Annotated in this window: 22 protein-coding genes; 14 read left to right on the top strand and 8 right to left on the bottom strand. The window is 69.0% G+C overall.

The features are described from left to right. Positions 1-16 precede the first annotated feature (16 nt). The 6 genes from AC3EUV_RS28665 (at position 17) to AC3EUV_RS28640 (ending at position 6,952) form a co-directional block, all read left to right on the top strand. The gene (locus AC3EUV_RS28665) at positions 17-1,591 is read left to right on the top strand and encodes a class I tRNA ligase family protein (RefSeq protein ID WP_435604187.1); all 1,575 of its coding nucleotides are present in this window, start codon (positions 17-19) and stop codon (positions 1,589-1,591) included. Beyond that, on the top strand, positions 1,584-2,939 hold the full coding sequence (locus tag AC3EUV_RS28660) for a lysine N(6)-hydroxylase/L-ornithine N(5)-oxygenase family protein (RefSeq protein WP_432145202.1): 1,356 nt from the start codon (positions 1,584-1,586) through the stop codon (positions 2,937-2,939). Before AC3EUV_RS28665 ends, AC3EUV_RS28660 begins: the two co-directional genes overlap by 8 nt. Further along, positions 2,936-5,251, top strand: coding sequence for a WD40 repeat domain-containing protein (locus AC3EUV_RS28655; RefSeq protein WP_435604186.1), 2,316 nt, complete (start codon positions 2,936-2,938; stop codon positions 5,249-5,251). The genes AC3EUV_RS28660 and AC3EUV_RS28655 overlap by 4 nt, the downstream gene beginning before the upstream one ends. Next, the gene (locus AC3EUV_RS28650; RefSeq protein ID WP_432145204.1) at positions 5,248-6,180 is read left to right on the top strand and encodes a DMT family transporter; all 933 of its coding nucleotides are present in this window, start codon (positions 5,248-5,250) and stop codon (positions 6,178-6,180) included. Before AC3EUV_RS28655 ends, AC3EUV_RS28650 begins: the two co-directional genes overlap by 4 nt. Before the next feature lie 192 nt (positions 6,181-6,372). Continuing rightward, positions 6,373-6,558, top strand: coding sequence for a hypothetical protein (locus tag AC3EUV_RS28645; RefSeq protein WP_432145205.1), 186 nt, complete (start codon positions 6,373-6,375; stop codon positions 6,556-6,558). Then, positions 6,551-6,952, top strand: coding sequence for a hypothetical protein (locus tag AC3EUV_RS28640; protein WP_435604185.1), 402 nt, complete (start codon positions 6,551-6,553; stop codon positions 6,950-6,952). Before AC3EUV_RS28645 ends, AC3EUV_RS28640 begins: the two co-directional genes overlap by 8 nt. A 130-nt stretch (positions 6,953-7,082) precedes the next feature. Here the strand turns inward: AC3EUV_RS28640 and AC3EUV_RS28635 are convergent, their stop codons facing one another. Next, complete coding sequence (locus AC3EUV_RS28635) at positions 7,083-8,330, bottom strand: PucR family transcriptional regulator (protein WP_435604184.1); 1,248 nt, start codon at positions 8,328-8,330, stop codon at positions 7,083-7,085. A 361-nt stretch (positions 8,331-8,691) separates the two neighbouring features. Here AC3EUV_RS28635 and AC3EUV_RS28630 point away from each other — a divergent pair, with 361 nt between their 5' ends. Further along, on the top strand, positions 8,692-9,714 hold the full coding sequence (locus AC3EUV_RS28630) for an ornithine cyclodeaminase family protein (RefSeq protein ID WP_432145208.1): 1,023 nt from the start codon (positions 8,692-8,694) through the stop codon (positions 9,712-9,714). Positions 9,715-9,909: 195 nt separating this feature from the next. Here the strand turns inward: AC3EUV_RS28630 and AC3EUV_RS28625 are convergent, their stop codons facing one another. After that, a complete protein-coding gene (locus AC3EUV_RS28625; RefSeq protein WP_432145209.1) occupies positions 9,910-11,061 on the bottom strand; it encodes an ABC transporter substrate-binding protein in 1,152 nt (383 codons plus the stop codon). A gap of 485 nt (positions 11,062-11,546) precedes the next feature. Between AC3EUV_RS28625 and AC3EUV_RS28620 the strand changes: the two genes are divergently transcribed. The 3 genes from AC3EUV_RS28620 to AC3EUV_RS28610 are packed head-to-tail and all read left to right on the top strand — an operon-like array spanning position 11,547 to position 14,662. Next, positions 11,547-12,674, top strand: coding sequence for an FAD-dependent monooxygenase (locus AC3EUV_RS28620; RefSeq protein ID WP_432145210.1), 1,128 nt, complete (start codon positions 11,547-11,549; stop codon positions 12,672-12,674). 45 nt (positions 12,675-12,719) lie between these two features. Beyond that, on the top strand, positions 12,720-13,667 hold the full coding sequence (locus AC3EUV_RS28615; protein WP_435604183.1) for a VOC family protein: 948 nt from the start codon (positions 12,720-12,722) through the stop codon (positions 13,665-13,667). An 11-nt stretch (positions 13,668-13,678) separates the two neighbouring features. Then, positions 13,679-14,662, top strand: coding sequence for a helix-turn-helix transcriptional regulator (locus AC3EUV_RS28610; RefSeq protein ID WP_432145212.1), 984 nt, complete (start codon positions 13,679-13,681; stop codon positions 14,660-14,662). 46 nt (positions 14,663-14,708) lie between these two features. On the opposite strand, the gene AC3EUV_RS28605 is transcribed toward AC3EUV_RS28610, so the two are convergent. The 5 genes from AC3EUV_RS28605 to AC3EUV_RS28585 form a co-directional block, all read right to left on the bottom strand. Continuing rightward, positions 14,709-16,973 carry a hypothetical protein gene (locus AC3EUV_RS28605; protein WP_432145213.1) on the bottom strand — a complete coding sequence of 755 codons (2,265 nt, stop codon included), beginning with the start codon at positions 16,971-16,973 and terminating at the stop codon, positions 14,709-14,711. Between the two features lie 76 nt (positions 16,974-17,049). Continuing rightward, on the bottom strand, positions 17,050-17,406 hold the full coding sequence (locus AC3EUV_RS28600) for a hypothetical protein (RefSeq protein WP_432145214.1): 357 nt from the start codon (positions 17,404-17,406) through the stop codon (positions 17,050-17,052). Between the two features lie 309 nt (positions 17,407-17,715). Next, on the bottom strand, positions 17,716-18,006 hold the full coding sequence (locus AC3EUV_RS28595) for a hypothetical protein (protein ID WP_435604181.1): 291 nt from the start codon (positions 18,004-18,006) through the stop codon (positions 17,716-17,718). 5 nt (positions 18,007-18,011) lie between these two features. Next, on the bottom strand, positions 18,012-18,638 hold the full coding sequence (locus tag AC3EUV_RS28590; RefSeq protein WP_432145216.1) for a hypothetical protein: 627 nt from the start codon (positions 18,636-18,638) through the stop codon (positions 18,012-18,014). Positions 18,639-18,791: 153 nt separating this feature from the next. Continuing rightward, a complete protein-coding gene (locus AC3EUV_RS28585) occupies positions 18,792-19,124 on the bottom strand; it encodes a hypothetical protein (RefSeq protein WP_435604180.1) in 333 nt (110 codons plus the stop codon). 240 nt (positions 19,125-19,364) lie between these two features. On the opposite strand from AC3EUV_RS28585, the gene AC3EUV_RS28580 reads away from it, so the two are divergent. From AC3EUV_RS28580 to AC3EUV_RS28565, 4 genes are all read left to right on the top strand, one after another. Continuing rightward, entirely contained in the window at positions 19,365-19,712 is a 348-nt protein-coding gene (locus AC3EUV_RS28580; RefSeq protein ID WP_432145218.1) for a PadR family transcriptional regulator, read from the top strand. Next, positions 19,709-20,446 carry a permease prefix domain 1-containing protein gene (locus AC3EUV_RS28575; RefSeq protein WP_435604179.1) on the top strand — a complete coding sequence of 246 codons (738 nt, stop codon included), beginning with the start codon at positions 19,709-19,711 and terminating at the stop codon, positions 20,444-20,446. Before AC3EUV_RS28580 ends, AC3EUV_RS28575 begins: the two co-directional genes overlap by 4 nt. Before the next feature lie 270 nt (positions 20,447-20,716). Next, positions 20,717-21,481, top strand: coding sequence for an SDR family NAD(P)-dependent oxidoreductase (locus AC3EUV_RS28570; RefSeq protein WP_432145220.1), 765 nt, complete (start codon positions 20,717-20,719; stop codon positions 21,479-21,481). A 116-nt stretch (positions 21,482-21,597) separates the two neighbouring features. Further along, positions 21,598-21,861, top strand: a complete 264-nt coding sequence (locus tag AC3EUV_RS28565; protein WP_432145221.1) for a hypothetical protein — start codon at positions 21,598-21,600, stop codon at positions 21,859-21,861. A 154-nt stretch (positions 21,862-22,015) separates the two neighbouring features. Here AC3EUV_RS28565 and AC3EUV_RS28560 read toward each other — a convergent pair whose 3' ends face one another. Then, positions 22,016-22,765: a TioE family transcriptional regulator gene (locus AC3EUV_RS28560; protein ID WP_432145222.1), complete on the bottom strand. Its 750-nt coding sequence runs from the start codon at positions 22,763-22,765 to the stop codon at positions 22,016-22,018. Positions 22,766-22,823: the final 58 nt, after the last annotated feature.

The raw sequence follows: 22,823 nt of genomic DNA, 5'->3' as shown, positions 1-22,823 counted from the left end.
CTCATTCAGGAGTGACATGACCAGCGAAACCCAGGCGCCACAGCGCTATCTGCTCGTGCCCATGCATCCGACGCCCAACGGGCGGCTGCACATCGGGCATGCGGCCGGCGCCTACCTCCGTGCCGATGTGCTCGCGCGCCATCTGCGCCGCGAGGGCCACCAGGTGTCCGTGATGAGCGGCAGCGACGCGTACGAGAACTGGATCCTGCTCGACGCGCTCGACGCCGACCGGACGCCGGCGGAGACCTGCTGGCGCTTCCACGCGCTCATCGGGGACGACCTGCGCAGCCTCGGGGTGGAGCTCGACGAGTGGATCAGTCCCCTCGACGACGACCACGCCGATCCCTACCAGCGGGTGCACGAGGAGCTGCTGAAGCGGCTCGCCGACGCCGGCACCGCCAGGAAGGTGCCGGACCCCACGCCGCGCTCACGCGACACCGGCCGCCATGTCATCGGTGTGTGGCTGAAGGGCACCTGCCCCCAGTGCCATACGCCCGGCGGCGGCAACGCCTGTGAGGCCTGTGGCTACCACTACCAGCCGGCCGAGATCCTCGAACCGTACTCGCGGCTGGACGAAGGCCCCCTGGAGTGGGAGGACTTCGACAGCTGGTACCTCAGCCCGCCGTCCGTCGAGGACGTCATCGACGCCGTCCACGCCTCGGACGTGGCAGCCGACTTCGCCGGTATCGCGGCCACCTACCTGCGGCAGACCAAGGGCGCGGTGCGGCTTTCGCAGCCGGGTGACTGGGGAATCCCCAGCGAGCTGGCCGGGCCCGAAGGCGTGCTGAGCAACCCCTACTTCGGCTTCAGCCTCTACTGCGGAGAGGTGTACCGCCGGCGCCACGGCACCGAGCTCAACGCCTTCCACCGCGACTCCGGCGTCATCACCGTCGGACTGTTCGGCATCGACAACGCCATCGGCGGAGTCGCCGCCAGCCACGCGATCGCCGCGTCCCACGGCGAGCTCAAGGCGTTCGACCACATGGTCACGAACTACTTTCTCGACTTCGAGGGCGAGAAGTGCTCCACCAGCCGCAAACACGGCATCTGGCTGCACGAACTCCTCTCCCGCACCTCGGCGACCGCGGACGAACTGCGCTACCACCTCAGCCATGTGGATCTCACGGCCGGCAGTGACAACTTCGCCATCGCCGCATTCGTCGACAGCGTCAACGGGGTCCGCACCCAGTTCGCCGCCGCCGAGAGCCTGGCGTGCGACACGGACGGCGTCCTCACCGCGCAGGACACCGAACGGATCGTGCGGGCCGTCCACCAACAGGGCGAGAGCCTGCGGCCCGGCGCGGCGGTGTCCCTGCCCGCCGCGGTCCGGGTCCTCGACGACTGGCTGGCGGCGTCACCGGCCGACGGTGACACCGCCTGGCTCACCGGTCTCGCCCTGCTCGCCGAACCCTTCATGCCGGTCGTCGCCCAGCGCCTGTGGACGGCACTCGGCCGGGCGGGCCGCCCCCGGCTCGCCGACCTCGGCCGGGAGCCCGGCCGCCGCACCGCCACCGCGCCCGCGGAGCCGGCGAACACCTTCACCGCCAACGAGATAGCCCCCGTGTGCCACCTGAGGAGCGACCGTGTCTGAGCACCACACCCACCGAGCCGGCGCCACCGACGACCTCGACGTCCTCGGCATCGGAATCGGACCCTTCAACCTCAGTACCGCGGCACTGCTGCCGAAGGACGCCGTCACGGCGCGTTTCATCGACCGCAAGGAAGCCTTCGACTGGCACCCCGGTCTCCTCTTCCGGCACGCCACGCTCCAGTCGCCCTTCCTCAAGGACTGCGTGACCCTGGCCGATCCGACCAGCGAGTACTCGTTCCTGAACTACCTCTCGCGCAGCCGCAGGCTGAACCGGTTCGTCGTGGCCGACCACCCGAACGTCAAACGCCGTGAGTTCAATGACTACTTCAAGTGGATCTGCGCCAGCCTCGACACCCTCCGCTTCGGCACCGATGTGCGGTCCCTGGACTTCGACGGCCGCGCCTTCGTCGCGGACACCAACCGGGGTACCTACCGTGCCAAGGACGTGATCCTCGGTGTCGGCCGTGCCCCCTTCGTCCCCGAAGGCGCCCGCCGCCATCTCGGCAGCACCGTCTTGCACGGCAGTGAGTACCTGCTGCGCGACCTCGACATCACCGGCAAACGCGTCGCGGTGATCGGCGGCGGGCAGACCGGCGCGGAGATCTTCGACGACCTCATCGGCGACGACTCCCGGCTGCCGTCCGAAGTCACCTGGGTGACCCGGCGCGGCAACTTCGCGCCGTTCGACGAGTCCCCGTTCGCCAACGAGCTGTACGTACCCGGCTATACGCGGTACTTCCACGCGCAGTCCCGCGCCGAGCGGAAGCGCCTGCTGCCCCAGCAGAAGCTCTCCAGCGATGCCATCCTCCAGCCCTTGCTGGAGTCCATCTACCGGCGGCTGTACGAGACGGACTTCCTCCAGGACCGGCGGCTCGGCTACCGGATGCTGGTGGACCGGCACTTCACCCGCGTCTCCCCCGCGGCCTCGGGATGGCTGGTCACGATGGAGGGCCCGCAGGGCACCGAGGCGGTCGAGGCGGACATCGTCATCCTGGCGACCGGCTTCTGCCACGAGACCCCCGCGATCCTCGACCAGCTCTCCGACCGGCTCGTCCGCGACGAGGACGGACAGGTCGTCGTCAACGAGGACTTCTCGCTCCAGTGGGACGGGCCGCCGGACCACCGGATCTTCGCCCACAACATGTCCCTGCACACCCACGGCTGGATCGACCCCAATTTCGCGGGGATGGCGTGGCGCAGCGGCGTCATCGTCAACAGCGTGCTCGGCCGCTACCTCTACGACGTGGATGTCGACGGGACCACCGTGGACTGGGGAGGCAAGACCACCACCGCCCTGGAACTGCCCGCACCGCAGCCCGCACCGCAGCCCGCCGGGGCCGGTGTATGACCGAGAGGACCGGGGTGTGCCCGCCGGCGGCAGCCGGCTGGCACGCCCACCCCGCCGGGCTCTGCGCCCTTTCCTGGTCACACGACGGACAACGCCTCGCCACCGGAGGCAACGACGGCCTCATCAAGGTGTGGCGCCCCCGCGACGGCACCGCGGACCTGCTGCTCACCTTGCGCGGCCATGACGGAGCCGTGCGGTCGCTGTCCTGGACCCCCGACGACACCCTGCTGGCCTCCGGTGCGGAGGACGGGACGGCCGTGGTGTGGGACAGCTCCACCGGCGAGCGGCAGGCCACCCCGCAACGCAACCGGCGGTGGGTCAACGCCGTCGCCTGGTCTCCGGACGGCAGGCGGCTGGCAACCGCCGGCGGCGACCGGCGGATCGTCGTCACCGACCGGTACGGCCGTCCGGCCGCCCCGCCCCTGCACAGCCCCTACGGCGTGTTCCTCAGCCTGGCGTGGTCGCCCGACGGCGCCTCGCTGGCCGGCACGGGCCGCGGCTCGGACCTCACCGTCTGGGACACCACCGAGTGGACCGTGCGCGCCGCCCCGGCCGGCCCGGGAAGCATCTGGACGGTGTGCTGGTGGCGTGGCGGCCTGGCCACGGGCAACGCCGCCGGCCGGGTGCGGCTGTGGGACCCGCGGACGCTGCGGCCCCGCGAGCTGATCGACGGGCACGGCGGCGCCGTCGCGCGGGTCACCGCGAGCAGCGACGGCGCGGTCATCGCGACGCTCTCGCACGACCAGAGCATCGGCGTGTGGGACGCCCGCACCGGCCGGCTGCTGTGGCGCCGGGAGGATGCCTACCCGGGGTGGACCGGCTGTCTCGAAGCCTCACCGACGGCCGCCCTTCTCGCGGGCACCGACGCGGACGGGCAGGAAGTCCGTATCTGGCCGCTCGCTCCCACCGCCGCCGCCCCGCGCGAGCTGCCGGTGACCGCCTCCGTGCGCGACGCGCTCCGCGACGCCCGGCAGGCAGGTGCCGGCCATCTGACCCTGACCGAAGCGACCCGGCACCTGAGCGCCGCGCTGCCGACGCGGCGCAAGCCGGAGGGCTGGGCCGAGGCGGAGCTGGTGCGGAGCGCCGATGCGGGCCAACTCGCGCTCTACGGAGCCCGGGTGGCCGCCCTGGACCCGCCCTGGCTCGGGCAACTTGCCGACCTGTGCGTGGGTGCCGCGGCCGCGGCGGAGGGTGACCTGCGCCTGTTACCCACCGTCGAGCGGCTGCTGCGCGACACACCCGCGGTCACCGGGAGCCGTCATGCGTCAGCGAGGACGACCGCGAGCCTGGTCGGCTGCCGGCTGGTGCGCAGTGGCCGGGCCTGGGTCCGCGGCACGACGCAGCCCGGGAGCCTCTGCGTCGTGGACGCCCTGCCGGCGGCACCGGACGCCCCGTCGGCCGGGCACCCCGCCGGGCCGGCCGAGGAACTGCGCTACGCGCCGGACGTGGCCCACACTCCGGCCGAGGTGCTGTCCGACGTCCTGAACACCACCCTGTTCCGGCGCTGGGCCGCCGGGCGCCACGAGCTCACGGCCCTCACGGACGACCACCACCCCGTCCGGGTCACCGCGACGCGCGCGCCCGGTGAAGGACTGACGGTGCGGGTGGCCGCCGCACACGAAGCGGACCGCGACCTGCTCGTCGCGCTCCTGGCACGCCGTATCGCGCGCGCGTACCCGGGCGCGGCCCCGCCCGCCCGCCGCCGCATCCAGATGGCCTGTCCCGTACCCGCGAACCTGCACGAGTGGGACCCGGCCGCCGTCGGGGGCTGGGCGCTCTCCCGACAGGACCTGCCGACGCATCCGGCCGACCGGGTCGCGGTCGTCGACGAGCACATCGACGACGAACGGCTGCGGCAGGAACGCCTGTTGTTGAACGACGGCTTCGCCGGGCACGAACCGCCCGACGTCCACATCTGGCACGCACCGGACGACGGCCGCGCCGCGGCGGAACTGGCCGCCGAGCTGGCGACGCTGGGGCTGCGCACCGCCTACGGAGAGCACACGGCGCGCTTGGCGGAGGCCACGCTGCATGCCAGAACCGCCCTGCTGCTGATCACCCCCGCGCTGTCCGACTGGTCCGCCGGTCCCCTCGCCGGCGCCTACGACCAGCTCACCCGGGTGACCAGGGAAACGGGCCGCCGGATCCGCTGGCTGCCGGTCACCGTGGACGCCACACGGCTGCCGGCGGACCTCCCCGACCACCTGCGCAGCTTCGACCGATACCGGCGTGGAGGGGCGGACCCGAGCACGCGCCGGAAGAACACCCACGCCCTCCTCGGCGGAATACTTGTAGACAGGACCCGCTCATGACCATCGAGCAGACTCCCCCACACGTCGGTACCAAATCCACGACCTCGACGGTCTGGTTCGCCCTCGCCGGAGCGCTGACCCTGTGGGCGTCCGCGTTCGTCGGCATCCGCTCCGCCCTGCACGACTTCACCCCCGGCCCCATGGCCCTCTTCCGCTTCCTCGTCGCCTCGGGGGGATGTCTGGTCGTGTGGGTGGTGACCACACGGCTGCGTCGCGGACGGCTGCGGCTCCCCGCGGCCCGGGACGTGCCCTTGCTGCTGCTGTGCGCCTTGCTGCTGATCGTCGTCTACAACCTGGGCGTGAACTTCGGCGAGCAGACCGTCAGTCCGGGAACAGCCAGCTTCCTTGTGGGCCAGGTACCGGTGTTCAGCATCATGCTGGCCGCCGCGATCCTCAGGGAGCGCGTGGCGGTGGTCGGCTGGATCGGCATCGGCGTCGGCATCGCCGGCACGGTCGTCATGCTCTTCGCCGATCAGACCGGGCTCCAGATCAACACCGGGACGCTCTATGTTCTCGCCGCCGCCCTCGCCGAAAGCCTCTACTTCGTCCTGTCCAAACCGCTCCTGGAGCGCTACGGGGCCATGGAACTCAATGTGTACGTCACCATCCCCGGCACCCTGATGATGCTGCCGTTCGCCGGCGACCTCACCCGTCAGCTGGCTTCGGCCGCGACCGGCAGCATCCTGATGATGGTGTACCTCGGCATCTTCCCCGCCGCCGTGGCCTACCTCCTGTGGAACTACGCCCTGGCCAGGCTCGACGTCTCCGCATCGACCTCCGGCCTGTATGCCCTGCCACTCATCACGATCGTCGTCTCGTTCGCCTTCCTCCGGGAGCTCCCCAGCCTTCTCGGCCTCATCGGCGGCGTCATCTCCCTCGCGGGAGCCGCCCTGGTCAACCGCCGCCGCGCGAGCACGAGTCACGCATGAGCGCCACGCTGCGTGGGTGGTACGGTCGCCGGCCCGCGGCTCACCCCGTCCCGGCGCCGGACACTCCAGCATCGTCATCCTGACCACGCCACGAGCCTTGGTGCGGCATGATCTGTAGCCGAACTGCCCGCGAGACAGGGGGACATGGCCATGAGGGAAACCGCGCAGGAACGCCGTCGGAGGAGCTAGGCCGTGGGTGATTTCCCGTACTACCTGGTCGCTGTCCTCTCGATGACCAGCGCAGTGTTTGCGGTGCTGCGGGAGCTGGGGCACCGCTTCCTTTCCCGGAAGAAGACGCTCGACGCCACGGTCGAGCGGGTGAGACGCGCGACGGGCCTCGACATTTCTCCTGGGCCGAAGGACAAGCGCAATGGCTGAGGGGAGCAACACGGCCGCCGGCAGCACACAGAAGCGCAAGCCGGTCATCACGGCAGCCGATGTCAGCGGGGCAAGCATCGCCACAATCGTGGTCTCGGTCGGCGTCGCCCTCGGAACCAACACCTGGCCCGGCAAGATCTGTACGTGGTCCTCGCCCTGGCTGGTCCTCTTCCTGCCCTGGCTGATCGGAGTGCTGATCGACGCTGCGGACGCCAAGCTGAAGTACTGGCAGTACAAGGTGCGGAGGAACCAACTGCTTCAGCTCGCCGAGAGCACAAAGAACCCGACGCAGAAGAAGAAGCTGCTGGAGCTCGCGCACGCGGCTGACCTTGAGCACGCCGAGCGCATCGTTGAAAGCATGCGAGGAGTAGCCGCCGAGCCGGCGGAGTCCTAGTCAACTGGACCGCCTCACACGTTCGCGCGTGGCTCTCGCTCAGCCCGGCCCACTGCTGACCGGGTTGGATGACGAAGTCCAGCTCTTCGAACTTCTCCGGCCGCCCGGCCCCCGCCGGCATCGCCACGGATCAGGAACGTCCCCGGTGCTCTTCCTCTCCCCGTAGCAAAGCCGGGATGCCGGTGTCGAGGAGGCGCTGCATCTTCAGCCCCAGGTGGAGGGCCAGCCGGTCACGGCCGTTCTTCAGGTCCCAGCCGGTCTTCTTCTCGACCTGGGCCAGCCGGTAGTAGAGCGTCGTGCGGTGGATCATCAGCTGTTCCGCCGCGGTCGCAGTGTCCCCGGCGGCATCCAGGAACACCTCAGCGGTGTGAGCCAGGAAATCCGTACGTCCACCGGCACCGAGGCCGGCGATCTCAGGCGGTACGACAAGATCGGGAGATGCCACCGCAGCAAGCATGAGCGGACCGTAGACACCGGTATCCCGCCAGGACAACACAGGCGCGAGCTCCGGCAGTTCGGCTGCGGCGAAAGCCGCCAGCACTGCCTGGCGCAACAGATCGGGAGCGCGATCCAGCCGGCCGGCGTTGCTCACACCGACGAAGACACCGCCGCTTCCCGGAGCCCGCTGCCGCACACCCCGCCGCACCGCCTCGGCGAACCAGGCCCCTGCGCGCTCCACTTCTTCTCGGCCGGCGACGAGGACCACGCCACGGTCCCCCACCGCAGACGCAAGCGCCCGCACGGCCGGCTCGTCGCGGCCGCCCCGCCCGGTGGCCTCCGCGATCACCGCGGCAACCGCCTCGGGGTCCGTGGACGGGTCCGTCACGATGACCACGATCGTGTCATCGGCGCAGACGAGCCCCTGGCTCACCAGCTCCGCTGCGGCGCGAGCGGAGCCTTCACCTCCGTGCAGGAGATCGGCCACCAAGGCCCGGCGCCGCCCCTCCTCCCCTGTCACCTGGAGCGACCGGTCCCGAAGCCGTGCCGCCAACTGGACCACGCACTCCCCCACCACCTCGTCGAAGCGCTCCGCGCCATCATTGATCAGCCACACATAGCCGAGCAGCCGACCATGATCACGAATGGGATAGCACCGGCGGGCCTTGAGGCCGAGAGACGGGCGGGCCGGAATCGAAAGAGGCTGGTCAGAAGTGGAGATACCGAAGCTGTTGAGGTACTCGGCCACGCGGCTCGGCAGTCGCCGGGACAGCATCACGTCGATACGGATCCGGTCCTCGTCCCCGAAGTGACGGCTGGACACGATGAGGCCGCCGCGCACATCGTCCACGGCGACCGAACGCTGGATCCGCGCGGCGAGCGAATCGACCAGCTGCTGGATCGCGTCCGTATACGGAAGGACCACGGCGACTCCCGCCATCGACAAACGTCATGCACAGTCGCACGATCGACGAACGTCGTGCACAGTCGCACGATAGCCCCATCCGAGCGGCATGCGGCTGCCCACGATGATCCACCGGACGACGCTCTGCTACCGGCCGGCTCAGGTCGAGAAGAAGACCGGGTGGGACGTGAAGAACGGCCGTGACGGGCCGGCCCTGCACCTGGGGCTGACGATGCAGCGCCTCCTCAACAGTGGCATCCCGGCTTTGCTACGGGGAGAGGACGCTCAGCGGGGAAGTTCCTCAGCCACGACGATGCCGGCGGGTGCCGGGCGGCCGGAGACTCTGCGGAACCCGGAGATGTCCCCGGGTGAGAACCGATCGCCAAGGATCCCGCACATGACCTTCCCCACCGACCGACAGCGGATCGCTGACCAGCTGAAGCTCGGCTCGGAGCTGCTCTACCTGTCCCGACAGGATGTCGAGGACCTGCACCTGATGCGGGACGACATCCTGGGGCTGACCCGCCAGGCCCTGGTCGAGCACGGTCACCGCCGCTACGAGATGCCGGCCAAGATCGGTGTCCACCCGTACGACAACGTCTTCTACCACGCCATGCCGGCCTACTTGCCGGGGCCGGGAATCGTGGGCGCGAAGTGGATCGAGTGCTACCCGGACAACCCGCGCAGGTTCGGTCTCCCGCAGACCACCGGGCTGCTCGTGCTCAACGATGTGGAATCCGGTGTGCCGCTGGCCGTCATGGACTCGGCGTGGCTGACCGCGATGCGTACCCCGGCGGTGACGGTCCTGGCCGCCGCGGCGCTCCACCCCGGCGCCACCACGTTCGGCATGTTCGGCTGCGGCGTGCAGGGAGTGGAACACGTCCGCTACGCGGCCCTGGCGCTGCCCGGACTGGAGACGGTCCACGTCTACGACAGCAACGAGGCCGCCGCGGACGCCCTGATCGCGCAACTCCAGCCTGAGCTGGAGGTGCGGATCGTCAAGGGTGAGTCGGCCGAGGCGGTCACCAAGAGCGCGGAAGTACTGAGCTCGGCGACGGTCATCCTGCGCGAGCCGCTCGCGGTGGTGAAGGACGAGTGGGTCAGCGCCGGACAGACGATCCTGCCGTGCGACCTGAACACCTTCTGGGACCCCCGCACGTCCCGACGCGCCGACAAGTACCTCGTCGACAGCGTCGAGGAGCACGAACTCTTCGCGTCGATGGGGTACTTCCCCGACGGCCTGCCCGAGGTCGCCGCCGAGACCGGCGAGGTGCTGGCCGGGGTGAAGCCCGGCCGGGAGAACCCCGACGAGATCATCGTCAACAGCAACATCGGCATGGCCGTCTGCGACATCGCGGTGGGCCACGCGCTCATGCACCGCGCGCTGGAGCGCGGCGTCGGGGTGCGGCTCCCCCTCTGATCTCCGGGCGGGCGCGGGTCCGGATCATTCGGTGCAGGAGCCGCCGAGGGCGGTCACAGCGCGGCTGACCTCGACAGGTGTCATGGGGGGCGGGCAGCGGGCGGGCCGTGTCGGCGCGGAAGGCGTCGAGGCCGCGCGGTGCCCGCCGCTCCGAAGAAACGGCGGGCACCGCGTCGGCCCTGGTGGGAGTCGCGGCTATCGGGAGACGACCTTGTCCCAGCCCTCGGCAATGTCAGCCTTGGCAAAGTCCAGCTGCGACTCGCTCGGGATACTCGGCGTGCCGGAGACCTCCGGCAGCTTGGCGGCCGCGGCCTTGTCGAGCGTGCCCTTCTTCTTCATGGCGGCCATCAGGGACGGGCGGGCGTAGCCCTTGAGCCAGAGGTTCTGGCCCTCGGCGCTGAAGAGGTACTCCTGCCACAGTCGGGCGGCCGCCGGGTGCGGGGCTTCCTTGTTGATGGCCTGCGAGTAGTACTGCGAGAACTTGCCGTCCTCCGGGACCGTGACCTCCCAGTCGAGTCCCTTGCGCTTGAACTCGTCGGTGTACCTGGCGTTGAGGTAGTCCCAGTCGAGGACGATCGGCGTCTGGCCCTTCGTGATGCTGGCCGCGGTGGACTGGACCGGCGTGTAGTTGCCGTTCTTCTTGAGCTTGGCGAAGAAGTCCAGGCCAGGCTGGATGTAGTCGAATGAGCCGCCGGTGGCGAGGGCGGCCGCGTACACACTGCCGAAGGCCGAACCCGACTTGTTGGGGTTGCCGTTGAGCGCGACCTTCCCCTTGTACTCCGGCTTGAGGAGATCCTTGAAGGTGGTCGGACAGGTCTTCACGCGACGGGCATCGCAGCCGATGGAGATATAGCCGCCGTAGCCGTTGTACCAGCGGCTCATCGTGTCCTTCTGGCCGTCGGGTATGTCGATGAAATCGGCGACCATGTACTGCGCGAGCAGATCCTTCGCGGCGGCGCTGTACGCGAAGGAGCTGCCGAGGTCGAGGACGTCGGGCGCCCCGTCCTTGCCCTTGCGGGAGGTGACGGCGTTGACCTCGTCCTGGCTGGCGCCGTTCGGGTTCTCCACCTTGATCTTGATGCCGTACTTCTTCTCGAAGCCGTCGATCAGCGCGCCGTAATTGGCCCAGTCCCGGGGAAGCGCGATGGCGTTCAGCGTGCCTTCCTCTTTGGCTGCCTTGACGAGCGCGTCCATGCCCCCGAAGTCCTCGGCCGTGATCGCGGTGGCCGCGCTCTCCCCGTCGGCGTTGGTCGACGCGTCGGAGCCCGCGCCACAGGCGCTGAGGACGAGTGCGGCGGCGACGAGGCCGCCGGTACGGACGGCGGATCTCGGCAGGGTCTCGGTCACGGTCTCTCCAGAGGGGTACACAACAGGACACAAAGGACACGCGGGCATTCGCGTGGGGGGTGAGGGCGTGCGCGAATACCTCGTCTGAACAAGTTGGCCATGGTAGGCACGCTGTTGATGTCTGGTCCGTAACATCTTCGAAACTCTTGGCTACCATTCCTGCACATCTGTGGCACACAAGGATCTTCCGCAGTGCCTCATCCACGCTGTCTGGGGGCAGCCCAGCTGCCCCCCGCACTTTCCGCCATCCGACACGCAGGTACCACCCATCCCTACCACCCCCGGTAGCCCGAAATCCGGGACCCGCGCGCCAGTCGTGGGCGCTGTGCACACCGGTCGACGCGGACCCCTCAGGCGCCGTCCGCCGACGCTCCGCCGATCAGCTAGTCGATTGCGTACAGCGGATGGCCGCCGCCTGATTCGGATAAGGCGGAGCGCCGACGGAGCTTACGGTTTTGACGACATCAGGTGCTCTGGAGGCGTACATGAACAGCTATCGCGGTGCACGTACGGCCATGATCGTGGGCGCGGGCGTCGCTGGTCTGTCAGCGGCCACGGCCCTGGCAGGCGCGGGGTGGCAGGTGGAGATCGCTGAGATCAACCCGTCAAGGGTGACTTCGGGCTGGGGGTTGTGTCTGACCGGTCCCGCGCTGCGCGCGCTGGCCGAGCTGGGTCTCGTGGGCGACTGTCTGACCGAGGGCTACGGCATGAGCGTGATCACGCACATGGACGTGGACGGCGAACCCGCGGGCCAGGCCCGGCTGCCGCGCCTGATCGGCGCGCGGCGGCCGGCGATGGCCGGCATAGCGCGGCCCGTGCTGCACCGCATCCTGCACGCGGAAGCCGAGCAGCGCGGCGTGGTCGTACACCAGGGAATGACCGTCACGGCGGTGGACCAGGACGGGGGGCTGGTCCACGTGCAGTTGTCGGACGGGACGGTCCGGCAGGTCGCGCTGTTGGTGGGCGCGGACGGGATCCGCTCAACGACGCGGAGCCTGCTGGGACTTGAGACCTCGCTCGACTATCACGGGCAGATGGTCTGGCGGGCTCTGGTGCCCCGCCCGCAGTGGGCCACCGGGATCCACCAGTTTGCCGGGAAGGCCGACACGGCCGGTCTCGTGCCCCTCTCGGTGGGCCAGGCGTACGTGTTCCTGACGGAGAACGGGGTGGAGCAGAGCGTCCTGCCCGAGGCCGAACTCGCCCCGCGCCTGGAGCAGATACTGGCAGCCTTCCCGGGCCGGGTGGCGGAGATCCGCCCTCTGGTGTCCGTGTCGGATTCGGTGGTGCGCCGCCCGGTGCTGACCGCGTTCCTGGAGGGCGCCTGGAACCGGGGCAACGGCGTCATCATCGGTGACGCCGCGCACGCGCCCGCACCGCAGATGGCCAGCGGCGCGGCGCTGGCCATCGAGGACGGGCTGGTGCTGGCCGAAGAGCTCGGGCGGCACGGGTCGGTCGAGGCGGGGCTTGAGGCGTTCGTGAGACGGCGCAGACAGCGGTGCCGAACGCTCGTGGAGACCTCGGTGGCGATCGCCGGCCTGGAACAGATGCAGCGCCATCGCGAGGCACATCCGCTGATGAAGGCCGCTCACCGGCTCATGGCCGTGCCCGTGTGACCATCCTGCCGACGCGAAGTGGGCAACGAGACAAGGGAGTTCACCATGAGCAACAGCAGCAGCAGTCTGATCACCCACCTGCGGCACATCGATATCGCCATGCCGAACTTCGCCGGGCAGCGTCAGTTCTACACCGAGCTGTGGGGGCTGACGGAGACCGCCGGCGACACCGGTGTCTCGTTCCTGGCAGCCGAAGGCTCCCCGGAGCAGTACGTGGTGCGGCTGCGCGAGGACGCCCACAAGCGCACCGACCTGATCGCCTTCGGCGCTGCCGGCGCCGGCGATGTCGACACGCTGGCCGCACAGCTGATCGCGCAGGGCGTGCGGCTGGTGCACGAACCGAAGCCGTTGGACACACCCGGGGGCGGCTACGCGGTCCGCTTCTTCGACAACGAGGGCCGCGTGGTGGAGGTCTCCGCCGACGTCGCCGCGCGCCGGCACCGCCGGATCGAGGCCCGCGAGCCGGTCCCCGTGCGCCTCTCCCACGTCCTGATGAACTCCCCCACCCCCGAGGCCACGGTTGACTGGTACATCAGGCACCTGGGGTTCCGCCTCTCGGACACCATGTGCCTTGGCGGCCGCGGCGAGATCATCTGGTTTCTGCGGTGCAACACCTACCACCACAGCTTCGGCATCGTGCGCGGGCCGCACGCGGCCTTCCATCACGCCTCCTTCGAGCTGCGCGGAATCGACGAGTTCCTGCGCGGCACCGGCCGGATGCGGCGCATGGGCATCGAGCGGCTGTGGGGGCCGGGGCGGCACCGTGCCGGTGACAACTCCTTCAGCTACTTCCTCGACCGGGCCGGCAACACCGTCGAGTACACCACCGAGCTGGAAATCCTGGACGAGGACACCTGGCACCCCCACCTCTACGACCTGCGCGACCCCGCCAACGCGGATCAGTGGGGCACGGCCAATGAGATGGACGAGTTCATCGCCGCCAAGTCCCACAACGACGTGGACCCGGGGCTGTTCGTCGCCCCACCGATGTGAGCGCGCCCGAGGTGAACGCCGTACCGGATCCGCTGCGCACCTACCTCCTCACCAAGTCCCGGAACCCCGTCGACCTGCTGAACGCCGCCACCCTGCTCTTCGGCGGCTCCATCGCCACATCGCCGCTGGACGGCCTGTGCAGCGGCGATCACGAACTGCGCGGCGTAGCCGCCCACGATTTCGCGGTGGGCTACTTCGCCTCGCCGCTCGATGTGCGCGTCGCGTCGGCCGAGGGCCGCAGGTCCTACTTCGTCAACATCGGCGTCTCCGGCGCGATCTCGGCAGCGCGCGGCAGCCTGCGGGCGACCTTGGACACGTCGACGGCGGGAGTCATCAACCCCGGAGACTCCCAGGAACTACGGCCCGTGCGTGCCCGCGGGACCCGGTTCCTGGGGCTGCGCATCGACGCCGCCCTGATCGACCAGGAGTTCAGCGCGCTGACCGGGCACCCGCCGCTGTCCCCCATACGCTTTGACTTCGCCCTGGACCTGGCCACGTCCAAGGGCCGGGCGGTGCGGCTACTGGTCCGTTCCCTCCTCGAACAGCTGGACTCGGGAGACCCCCTCTTCCAGCGCTCGGACGTGCAGCGCAGCCAGCTGCGCTCGCTCGTCACCGCCCTGCTCCTGGCCCAGCCGCACTCGCACACGGCCGAGCTGCGCGACGGTCCCCCACCCGGCCACCCGCGTGCCGTTCGCGCAGCCCTCGCGTTCATCGAGGCGAACCTCACCGAGCACCTCAGCCTCAGTGACATCGCTCAGGCCGCCCAGTGCAGCCCTCGCACCCTCAGCGCGGCGTTCCGCAACCGACTCGGCCTCTCGCCCATGACCTACGTCCGCAACCTGCGGCTCGACCGGATCCGCGCGGACATCCTCGCCTCCAACGACCCCATCGGCACGATCGCCTACCGGTGGGGCATCTCCCACCTCGGCCGCTTCGCCGGCGCATATCGCGACCGCTTCGCCGAACTCCCCTCCGACACCGCAGCCCGAAGGTGACCCCAGCCGCCTACGGAACGAAGGAAGCCTGCGGGTGCGGCCTCGGCTACTGCTGGTGCCGGCCGATTCCCTGCTCGCGTCCGCGCCCGTCGTCGTACCCATCGTTGGCCTCGTTGTAGGCGGCGAGGCCGAGTCGCTCCGCCTCGGAGGAGGACAATCCAGCCTGCTTCGCGGCAGTCTCTGCCGCACGTCGGGAAGCCTGTGCGGCATCCTCCCGATTCGATTCGACATACGAATCGGCGTCCTGCTCGGCATCGTCACTGGAGTCCCGTTGGTAGTTCTCCTTGACGGCATCCTGCGATTCCTCAACTCCCCAGCCGATCACCGGACCAGCGACGGGAACCCACCCGACGCTCGCGTCGACGATGCGGCCTGCCCACATGCTCCCCTCGTCCAGCCCCTTGTTGTACGCCTCGTCGTCGGCGATCTTCTCGTCATAGGTCGCGACCCCACGGGATTCGGCGAGAATGCCCTGGACGGTGACTCCGGGCCGGACCACATCCTTGACCAGCGCAGCTCGGTCCGCTTCGTTGTCACAGGAGTCAACGGCCTTCGTGATCACCTGTGTCGTGGCTGCCTGCTGCGCATGCGAGATCGCGCCATACGCATCCGGGTCCTTGCCCACCGCTCCGACGAAGTCCGCCAACGGGCCGTTGTTCAGATCGGAGAGTTTTGCATCCTGGCCATGTGTCGGGAAATATTCGCTGTCACCGCCACCCGCCATGGCCCGCTGAACATCCAGCATGTACTCGGCCGTGATGTTTCCGAGACTGTCGTTGATGCAAGCAAAGCGTCCTCGCTCCTCCTTGCTCAAGACGTCGGGGTCGTTCCCGAATTTCTCGACCACGTCGTGCATCAGCGCGGCCTGACCAGGGGAGTGCGGCGACCCGGCACTCTCGGTGTCATCGCCAGGAGTACGCCCCGTGAGCGCCGCTTCGAGGGCCTGGCCGAAGGCGTCGCGCCCCTCACTGCCCTTCCCGGTGTCGAACACTTCATCGCTGTATGACGAGTCCTCCCACGTCACCCATTCAAAGTCGTCGGACGTGTACATATCGAAGTAGTTGGTGATCGGCTTCCCGTCTTCATCGGTGCCGAGATCGGGGGCTCCGTCCTTCGGCGTACCGTCTTCGTTGTACGCATGAGGCCGCTCGGTGAAGAACGCCTCGGCAGCCGCCGGGCTGTTCGACAGTGCGTCCATGAAGCCGGTGCTGTCGAAGGACTTGGGATTCGCGGCCTGGAGCTGCGCAACATGCTCGACCACGGGAAGAAGGAAACTCGGGTCGTATTCGCCGTGCCGTACTACGGCACCGAGGGCGTTGTACCGTGCGGGATCCTCGGAGCCTTCCTTGCGCAACTCGGTGTTCCATTCTTCCGACAGGTGCGGCTCATTGGCCGGGTTGGTGGCCGTCGCCAAGGAGTGGCCGAGGTCCTTCTGTAGGTCCTCGTAGAGCTTCTTCTCTTCCGGTGAGATGGCAGGAAAGTCCTGCTTGAGGCGCCAGGAAAGGCCCTGGAAGTCGTCCATGGCCCCGTCCGCACCCCGGGCCTTGTAGAAGGTGGTGCTGAATTCCGGCGAGTCGCGATTGCGGTGCACAAGCCGCTGCAACTCCTTGAGCTCCTCATCGGAAAGATCCCCCTGCTCGGACAGCTCCGCGGCTCGCTTGGCGTCGGCCCTGGCCCGCCGGTCCTCCTCACGTTCCTTCTCACGTTCCGCCGCACGCTTGTCTTTGGCGTCATCGAGGGACTTGGCAATTCCCTTGTCATTGAAGTCGTTCTTGTGGCGCCCAAGGTCGTTGCGCAGCGCCCAGCAGGTGGTCTCGTCGATGCCGGCGGCGCGCTTCAGTACGGCTTCGAGGCGCTCGGCGAAGGCATCGGCCTTCTGCTGCTCCTTCTGCGCTTCCGCCTGGTCCGGGGCGTCGGCATCGGACGAATCCTGGTCCAGGAGCTTTCGGGAGAAGACTTCGCCGTTGCTGGTGACGTGCAGCCCCTGTTCCTTGGCCTCGACGTCGGCGAGATGGCGCAGATCGGCCTTGGCCTGCTTCAGCTCGCCATGCGCATCGGCGAGGATCCCATGAATGCCCTTGGCCTCGGCCCCGGCATCCTCGTACTCCCCGGCGCACATGTCCACCTTGCTGCGCGCATTGTCGGCGACGTGCATGGGCCCTACCCAAGCGGCCGCGTCGAAGGGCTGCTTGACGCGGTCCTTGAAGGAGGTGTGCAGGCTCTTGAATTTCCCTGGCACCTCGGCCCAGCGGTCGACAGCGGTCTTGAGAGCACCGAGGTCAAGGTGGTACAGCTGTTCGTATGTCGGCATTTCCGTTGCCCCCGTGTGATGTTGTGGACTGACAAGCGCGACTTAAAAGGAAACAGGAAACAGAATCAGCAGGGGCTCATCCGAAGGGGGACGGGGAATTCGACCCCTTGGCCACGTTGGCCATAGCCGCCTTGTTCTGCGTCTCCACGGAGGTGTAGTTGTCCGCGGTGTCCGTGCACTGAGCGCCCAGGGAACGGCACTTCCCGACCAGGGCGGCCGTCTGGCTCGACCAGGTCTCGGCCAGATCGGCCAGGGCCCCGCCCAGCCCGCCGTCCCAGTTGCCGGCGCGGAAGGCGTTGGACGCATCCTTGGTCTCATCGACCGGATGCTTGCCCGCCGTATTGGTCTCCCCCGCGACCTCAGTCGCTCCCGTGCCCGCCTTGCGCAGCTGCGCAGGATCACCTATTCGCGTCTCGTCCGCTGCGGTTGTCATGACCCCTCCGCCCCTCCATACGTCACCGTCGCGTGCGCATGACCTCACGAAACGCCGACACAGCGATGCATGTGCATGCGTGCCACCTGGTCGCGCGCACCCTCTCCATACGCCATCGTATGGTCAATCATGCCGGATGGCGGTGAGTGCCGTTCACTTAGGGGTTGCTGACGCATCGTCAACTAGCTGCTGCTGGACGCAAATCGCCTCCCGTGCCCGGTGTTGTGCACGGTGGCCGGCACCCCGTGCTGGGCGGCCGGCCGCAGCACAGCATCCCCTTCCTCGACTGTGTGTTGGCGCCACGGACGTCTACCGCGGGTCCGTGGGCGTGGGTCGGTGGGCCGGTGCCGACGGCGTCTGTCGCTCGATCCGCCGAAGGACGAGCAACCCTCCGACGCCGGGGACGAAGGCGCGCGGGGTGGCGCCCGGGACAGTGAGGGCGGGGATGAGCCGCACGACGAGAATCGTCGTCAGGTAGGCCGTGCCGTGCACCGGACCGCCCAGCGAGGTGATCACCTGGGTGTGCACGGTGAAGAGGTTGAGCAGTAGCAGCGTGAGGGACAGGGCCTCGACCGCCGCCGCGATCCGCAGGATGCGCACAGGGATCAGGCTCCCGTCGTGGAGCCGGGGCGGACGATCATCAACACGACGACGGTCGCCCAGAGCAGGTTGAAGATGCCGGTGGTCATGGCGAGCTTCGCCGCGGCCGAGCGCTGTGCCGCCACTGTGCTCGTGCTCGTACCGACTTCGGCTCCGACTTCGACTTCGGCCACGATTCCGGCTTCGTCCGCGACTCCGACTCCGGCTGCGCCACTGCCCGTCGAGCCCGCACCTGAGGCCGCACCCGAGACCGCTCCCCTCTCCGCGCCGGTACCGGCAGCCGCTATTTCCTGTTGGCCGAGCAGCTGCTGCTGCCCGGGCAGGATCGACACCAGCAGCACGGCCGCGGCTATTCCTGTCAGGGCGATCGACGCCAACAGCCAGGCGTCGGTCAGCACGCCCAGCGCCGCGCCGGTGGCGAGGCCAAAGACCGGTACCGCGATGGCGACGATCGTGTAGCCGCGGCAGATCCTGTGCAGGAACGCCGCCGTGCGGGTGTCGTGGTCATGCGGGCCCTCGGCGTCGAGGGCCGGCGGTTTGGCGTAGCGGGGAAACATCGAGGCCGCGACCGTGATGGGGCCGATCGCCAGGATCGCCGCCAGAACGTGCAGGGACAGCAGCAGCTTGGTCACCAGGGGTCCCTTCAGGGTTTCCTACCAATAGATTGGCTACCAACATAAGAGAGGTAGCACACCTCGGGCCGGTTTGGGTAGGCGGCCTACGCATGGCGCATGCGGTACGAGGACGGCGCGCACCCCACTCACCAGGCTTTGCCGACACGGGAGTTACCGGTCACCGACGAGCGGCCCCCACCAGTCCGGGTGGCTCCGGTACCAGCCGACCGTCGAGGCCGACCCCTGAGCGAAGGAGACTTCGGGTGTGTAGCCGAGGGCGCGCAGCTTCTTGTCGCTGAGCGAGTAGCGGAAGTCGTGCCCCTTGCGGTCGGCCACCCGCTCGACGTGTGACCAGTCGGCGCCGAGCCCGTCCAGCAGCAGCCCGGTCAGCTCACGGTTCGTCAGTTCCGCGGTGCCCGCCACGTGGTAGCACTCACCCGTCACCCCGCGCTCGGCGACCAGGTGGATGCCCCGGCAGTGACCCTCGACGTGGCCTCGCTCCACGATCCCTGATCGATGCTGCCATAGACCTCGTCGGTCGAGACATGTACGACGCGGGGCGTGCCCGCGAGGTCGGCCAATGGCGTGGCAGGGCGGCAGGGAAGGGAAGTTGCGCCGAGAGAGGGCGAACCGTGGCAGGCCGTACCCGGCGCCGGGGGCGCGGGCGAGGTCGACGCCGTCGTCCACAGCGCGCTTGTCGCAACGGGTAGCACTTCCGCAGGGGCATGCGTAGGCTGCCCACCCATGAGACAGGACGCGGTACGTGGACACCTGGATGGTCTGCTCCTGGCGGTTCTTGAACCGGGCCCGCTGCACGGCTACGCGATCATCACCGCGGTGCAGCAACGCAGCGGCGGTGCACTCGAACTGCGCACCGGCACCATCTACCCGGCGCTGAAGCGGCTGGAGCGGCTCGGTCTGCTGCGCAGCAGCTGGGAATCCGCAGGTCAACGACAGCGGCGCCGTTACGAGCTGACCGACGCCGGACAGCGCCACCTCGCCACCGAACGCACGGCCTGGCGGGACTTCACCACCGCGATCAGCTCGGTCCTCAACCCCGCGGCACCCAAGCCGCGCGGCCTGGCCACATGAACACGACGAGCGAGCAGGCCGAAACCTCCGACGCCGACGCCGAGGGTCCGAATGCCCCTGGAAATCCCGGAGATCCCGTCGAGGAGTACGTCACCACGCTGAAAGCCGCCCTGCGCGGCCCCGCCAAGGCCAAGTCCCGCATGGTGGGGGAAGTACGCGAGGGGCTCACCGAAACCGTGGCGGCGCTCACCCGCGAGGGCGTGCCGTACGCGCTCGCGGTCCGCCAGGCAGTGGAGGAATTCGGCTCGGCCGATGACCTGGCCGACAGCTGCCAGCGCGAACTGACGATTGCCCAGGCCCGGCACACGGCCCGCGCCGTGGCCCTCACCGCCCCCTTTCTGATCGCCTGCTGGTACCTGGTACAGAACGCCGGGAACATCCAGGACTCCCAGGTGCCGCGCACCGCGCAGTGGCTCGCGGTCCACCTCGCCTCGGTCTCCGGCGCCGCGGTCCTGCTCGCCGCGGCGACCCTGGCCACCACCGGCACCCTGGCCCGCTGGCTCCCCACCCCCCACCGGCTGCCCCTCACCATCGCCTGGACTGCCACCACCGCGAGCGCATCCATGGCCGTCGCCACCCTCGCCCTCGCCACCGCCTCGGTCCTCGCCGAGAACTGGCTGCTGACCGCAGCGGCCGGCACCCTCGCCGCCCTGTCGCACGCCGTCATCGCCGGCTCGGCCCGCGCCTGCCGCCAGTGCGCACGCATGCCCTCAACGGAGCCTGTGGCGCTGTAAGTCGTACGGGAGAACGGCTCCGTGGCCGCCCGAACCTCCTGGCCGGTGGGCCGGGACACACCTCGCCAACTCGGTTCCGGCCGGCGCCATCCCGCACCGGCGGCCGCCGTATCCGCGACAAGACACCCTGGCCCGCTCTCACGCGAGCCAGCCCCCAGCCGGGACAGCACCTCCGACCGTGCCAACAACCTAAAGAACAGCCGACTTAGGAGAGGCTAACCTTACCTATGGAATGAGGAGAACTCTGCGCAACACAAACAAGGAGTGCTCATGGCAAACCTCACCGGCAAGGTCGCGCTGGTCACCGGCAGCAGCCGGGGCATCGGGCGAGGTATCGCCGAACGCCTGGCGCGGGACGGTGCTTTGGTCGCCGTGCACTACGGGAGTAACGAGGCAGCGGCCAGGGAGACCGCCGCGAGCATCGCCGAGGCCGGTGGCCGGGCGTTCACCGTGGGCGCTGAACTGGGGGTTCCCGGCGACGTGGAGACGCTCATGGCTGGGCTGGAGGACGGACTGCGCGCACATGGGGAATCGGCGATCGACATCCTGGTTCACAACGCGGGGCTCAATCTCATGGGGCGGCCGATCGAGGTTCTCACCCCTGAGGAGTTCGACCAGATGGTCGCCGTCAACGTCAAGGCTCCGTTCTTCCTCACCCAGCGACTGCTGCCACGACTGCGCGACGGTGGCCGGATCATCAACATCTCGTCCGTCTCGACTCGTATCGCTTCCTCCCACGGCATCGGCTATCCGCTCACCAAGGGCGCACTCGACGTGTTCAGCCACACCCTGGCCAAGCACCTCGGCCCCCGCGGAATCACGGTGAATTCCGTCGTCGTCGGATTCACCCACACCGACATGACCGCCGGAGTGCTGGCCGACCCGGCGAATCTGGAGCGCAACATCAGCCGGACCGCCCTCGGCCGGATCGGCCAGGTTCCGGACATCGCCGACGCGGTCGGCCTCCTGGCCTCCCGCGACGCTCGCTGGATCACCGGCACCAAGATCGACGTCACCGGCGGCGTCAACCTGTAGCGACATCAACGTCAACGCCGAGGCCGTATCCAGGTCCGGCAAACACCCGCATATCGCAGCTCCGATGCCGCGCGCCTGTCCCACGGCCGGCGGCGCAGACACTTAAATATCGGAGCGTGACTACAAAGCCGCGGCGCTTCACGATCTTGTTGATCCCTGAACATGTTGAGGACAGGGGCGGTGCCTCCGTGGAGGACTCAGCCGTGCGATCGGCGGTCGTCGAGGCGACGGGCGAGACGGGCGCCTCGGGCTATCCCCGCTACGCCGGACACGGGATCGTGGCCGACATCGACCCCAGTACGCGCACGGTCGAGGCGCTGCTCGTCGATGGTTCGGAGCTGGACTATGGGCTCATCGCTACGGTGACTGTCGCTACCTGACCGCTGATTGTTGACCGCCGATCGTTGACCGCTGGTCGCTGATCGCTGATCGCTGATCGCGACGTCGTTGGCGGAGGGGGCGGCTGATGGTGAGTCAGCGGCGTTCCCCGCCATGGCGACGTACGCCACTGATCTGCACGCCGCGAACGAAGCCTCATTCGCGCGCGCGGAGGTACGCCTCCAGCTCTGCGGCCCCGGTCAGCATCGCCCGCCCGCGGGCGGACAGCCGGCCGTGCCAGTCGCGCAGGGCGCCTTCCAGGGGCTCCAGCCCGCCGGCCGCCCGTACTTGGGCGAGCAGCGGGGCGATCTGCTCCAGCAGGTAGCCGCCCCGCCTGAGCTGGTGGGCCAGCCGGGCGTCCCGTACGTCGGCCTCGTTGTAGACGCGGTACCCGGTCACCGGGTCGCGGTGCGGACGCACCAGCCCGGCGCGCTCCCATTTGCGCAGCGTCGCGGGCCGGATGCCGAGCTTCCCGGCCAGCGGCCCGATGAAGGTGCCGCCGGCCGCGGACGCGGTGGCCGGTTCGGGCCCCGCATCAGGACCGGACGCCGTCGCGGGCTCCAGGTCGCGCAGGGCGTTCTCCACGGCCTGGAGGGTGCGGCGGTCGTCGAGGAGCTGGGCGTGACTCTCGTCGATGAGGCGGAACGCCTCCTCTGCCGCGCCCTCGTTCACCGCCCGCATGATTGACGTCGCCGTCTGGTGGCCGTGGCCGGGGATCAGGGCCAGGAACGCGCGCAGGGCCAACGCGTGCAGCGAGGTGTAGGTGCGGTAGCCGTGGGGTGTGCGACCGGCGGCCGGAAGGATGCCGGTCTCCTCGTAGTTCCTGACCGCCTGCGTGGACAGACCGTGCCCGCGGGCCAGATCAATCGGCCTGAGGCGTTCGCCGTTTTGAAGGTTTCGTGCCATGGCTCCGCCGTGGTCGTGGAAAAGTTTCAACCGAAGGTTCAACGATACCGTTGAAGGC

This window comes from Streptomyces sp. bgisy130 (genome assembly GCF_057708345.1).
The sequence above is the reverse complement of the archived record's forward strand: the minus strand, read 5'-3'. Positions and strand labels throughout refer to the sequence as shown.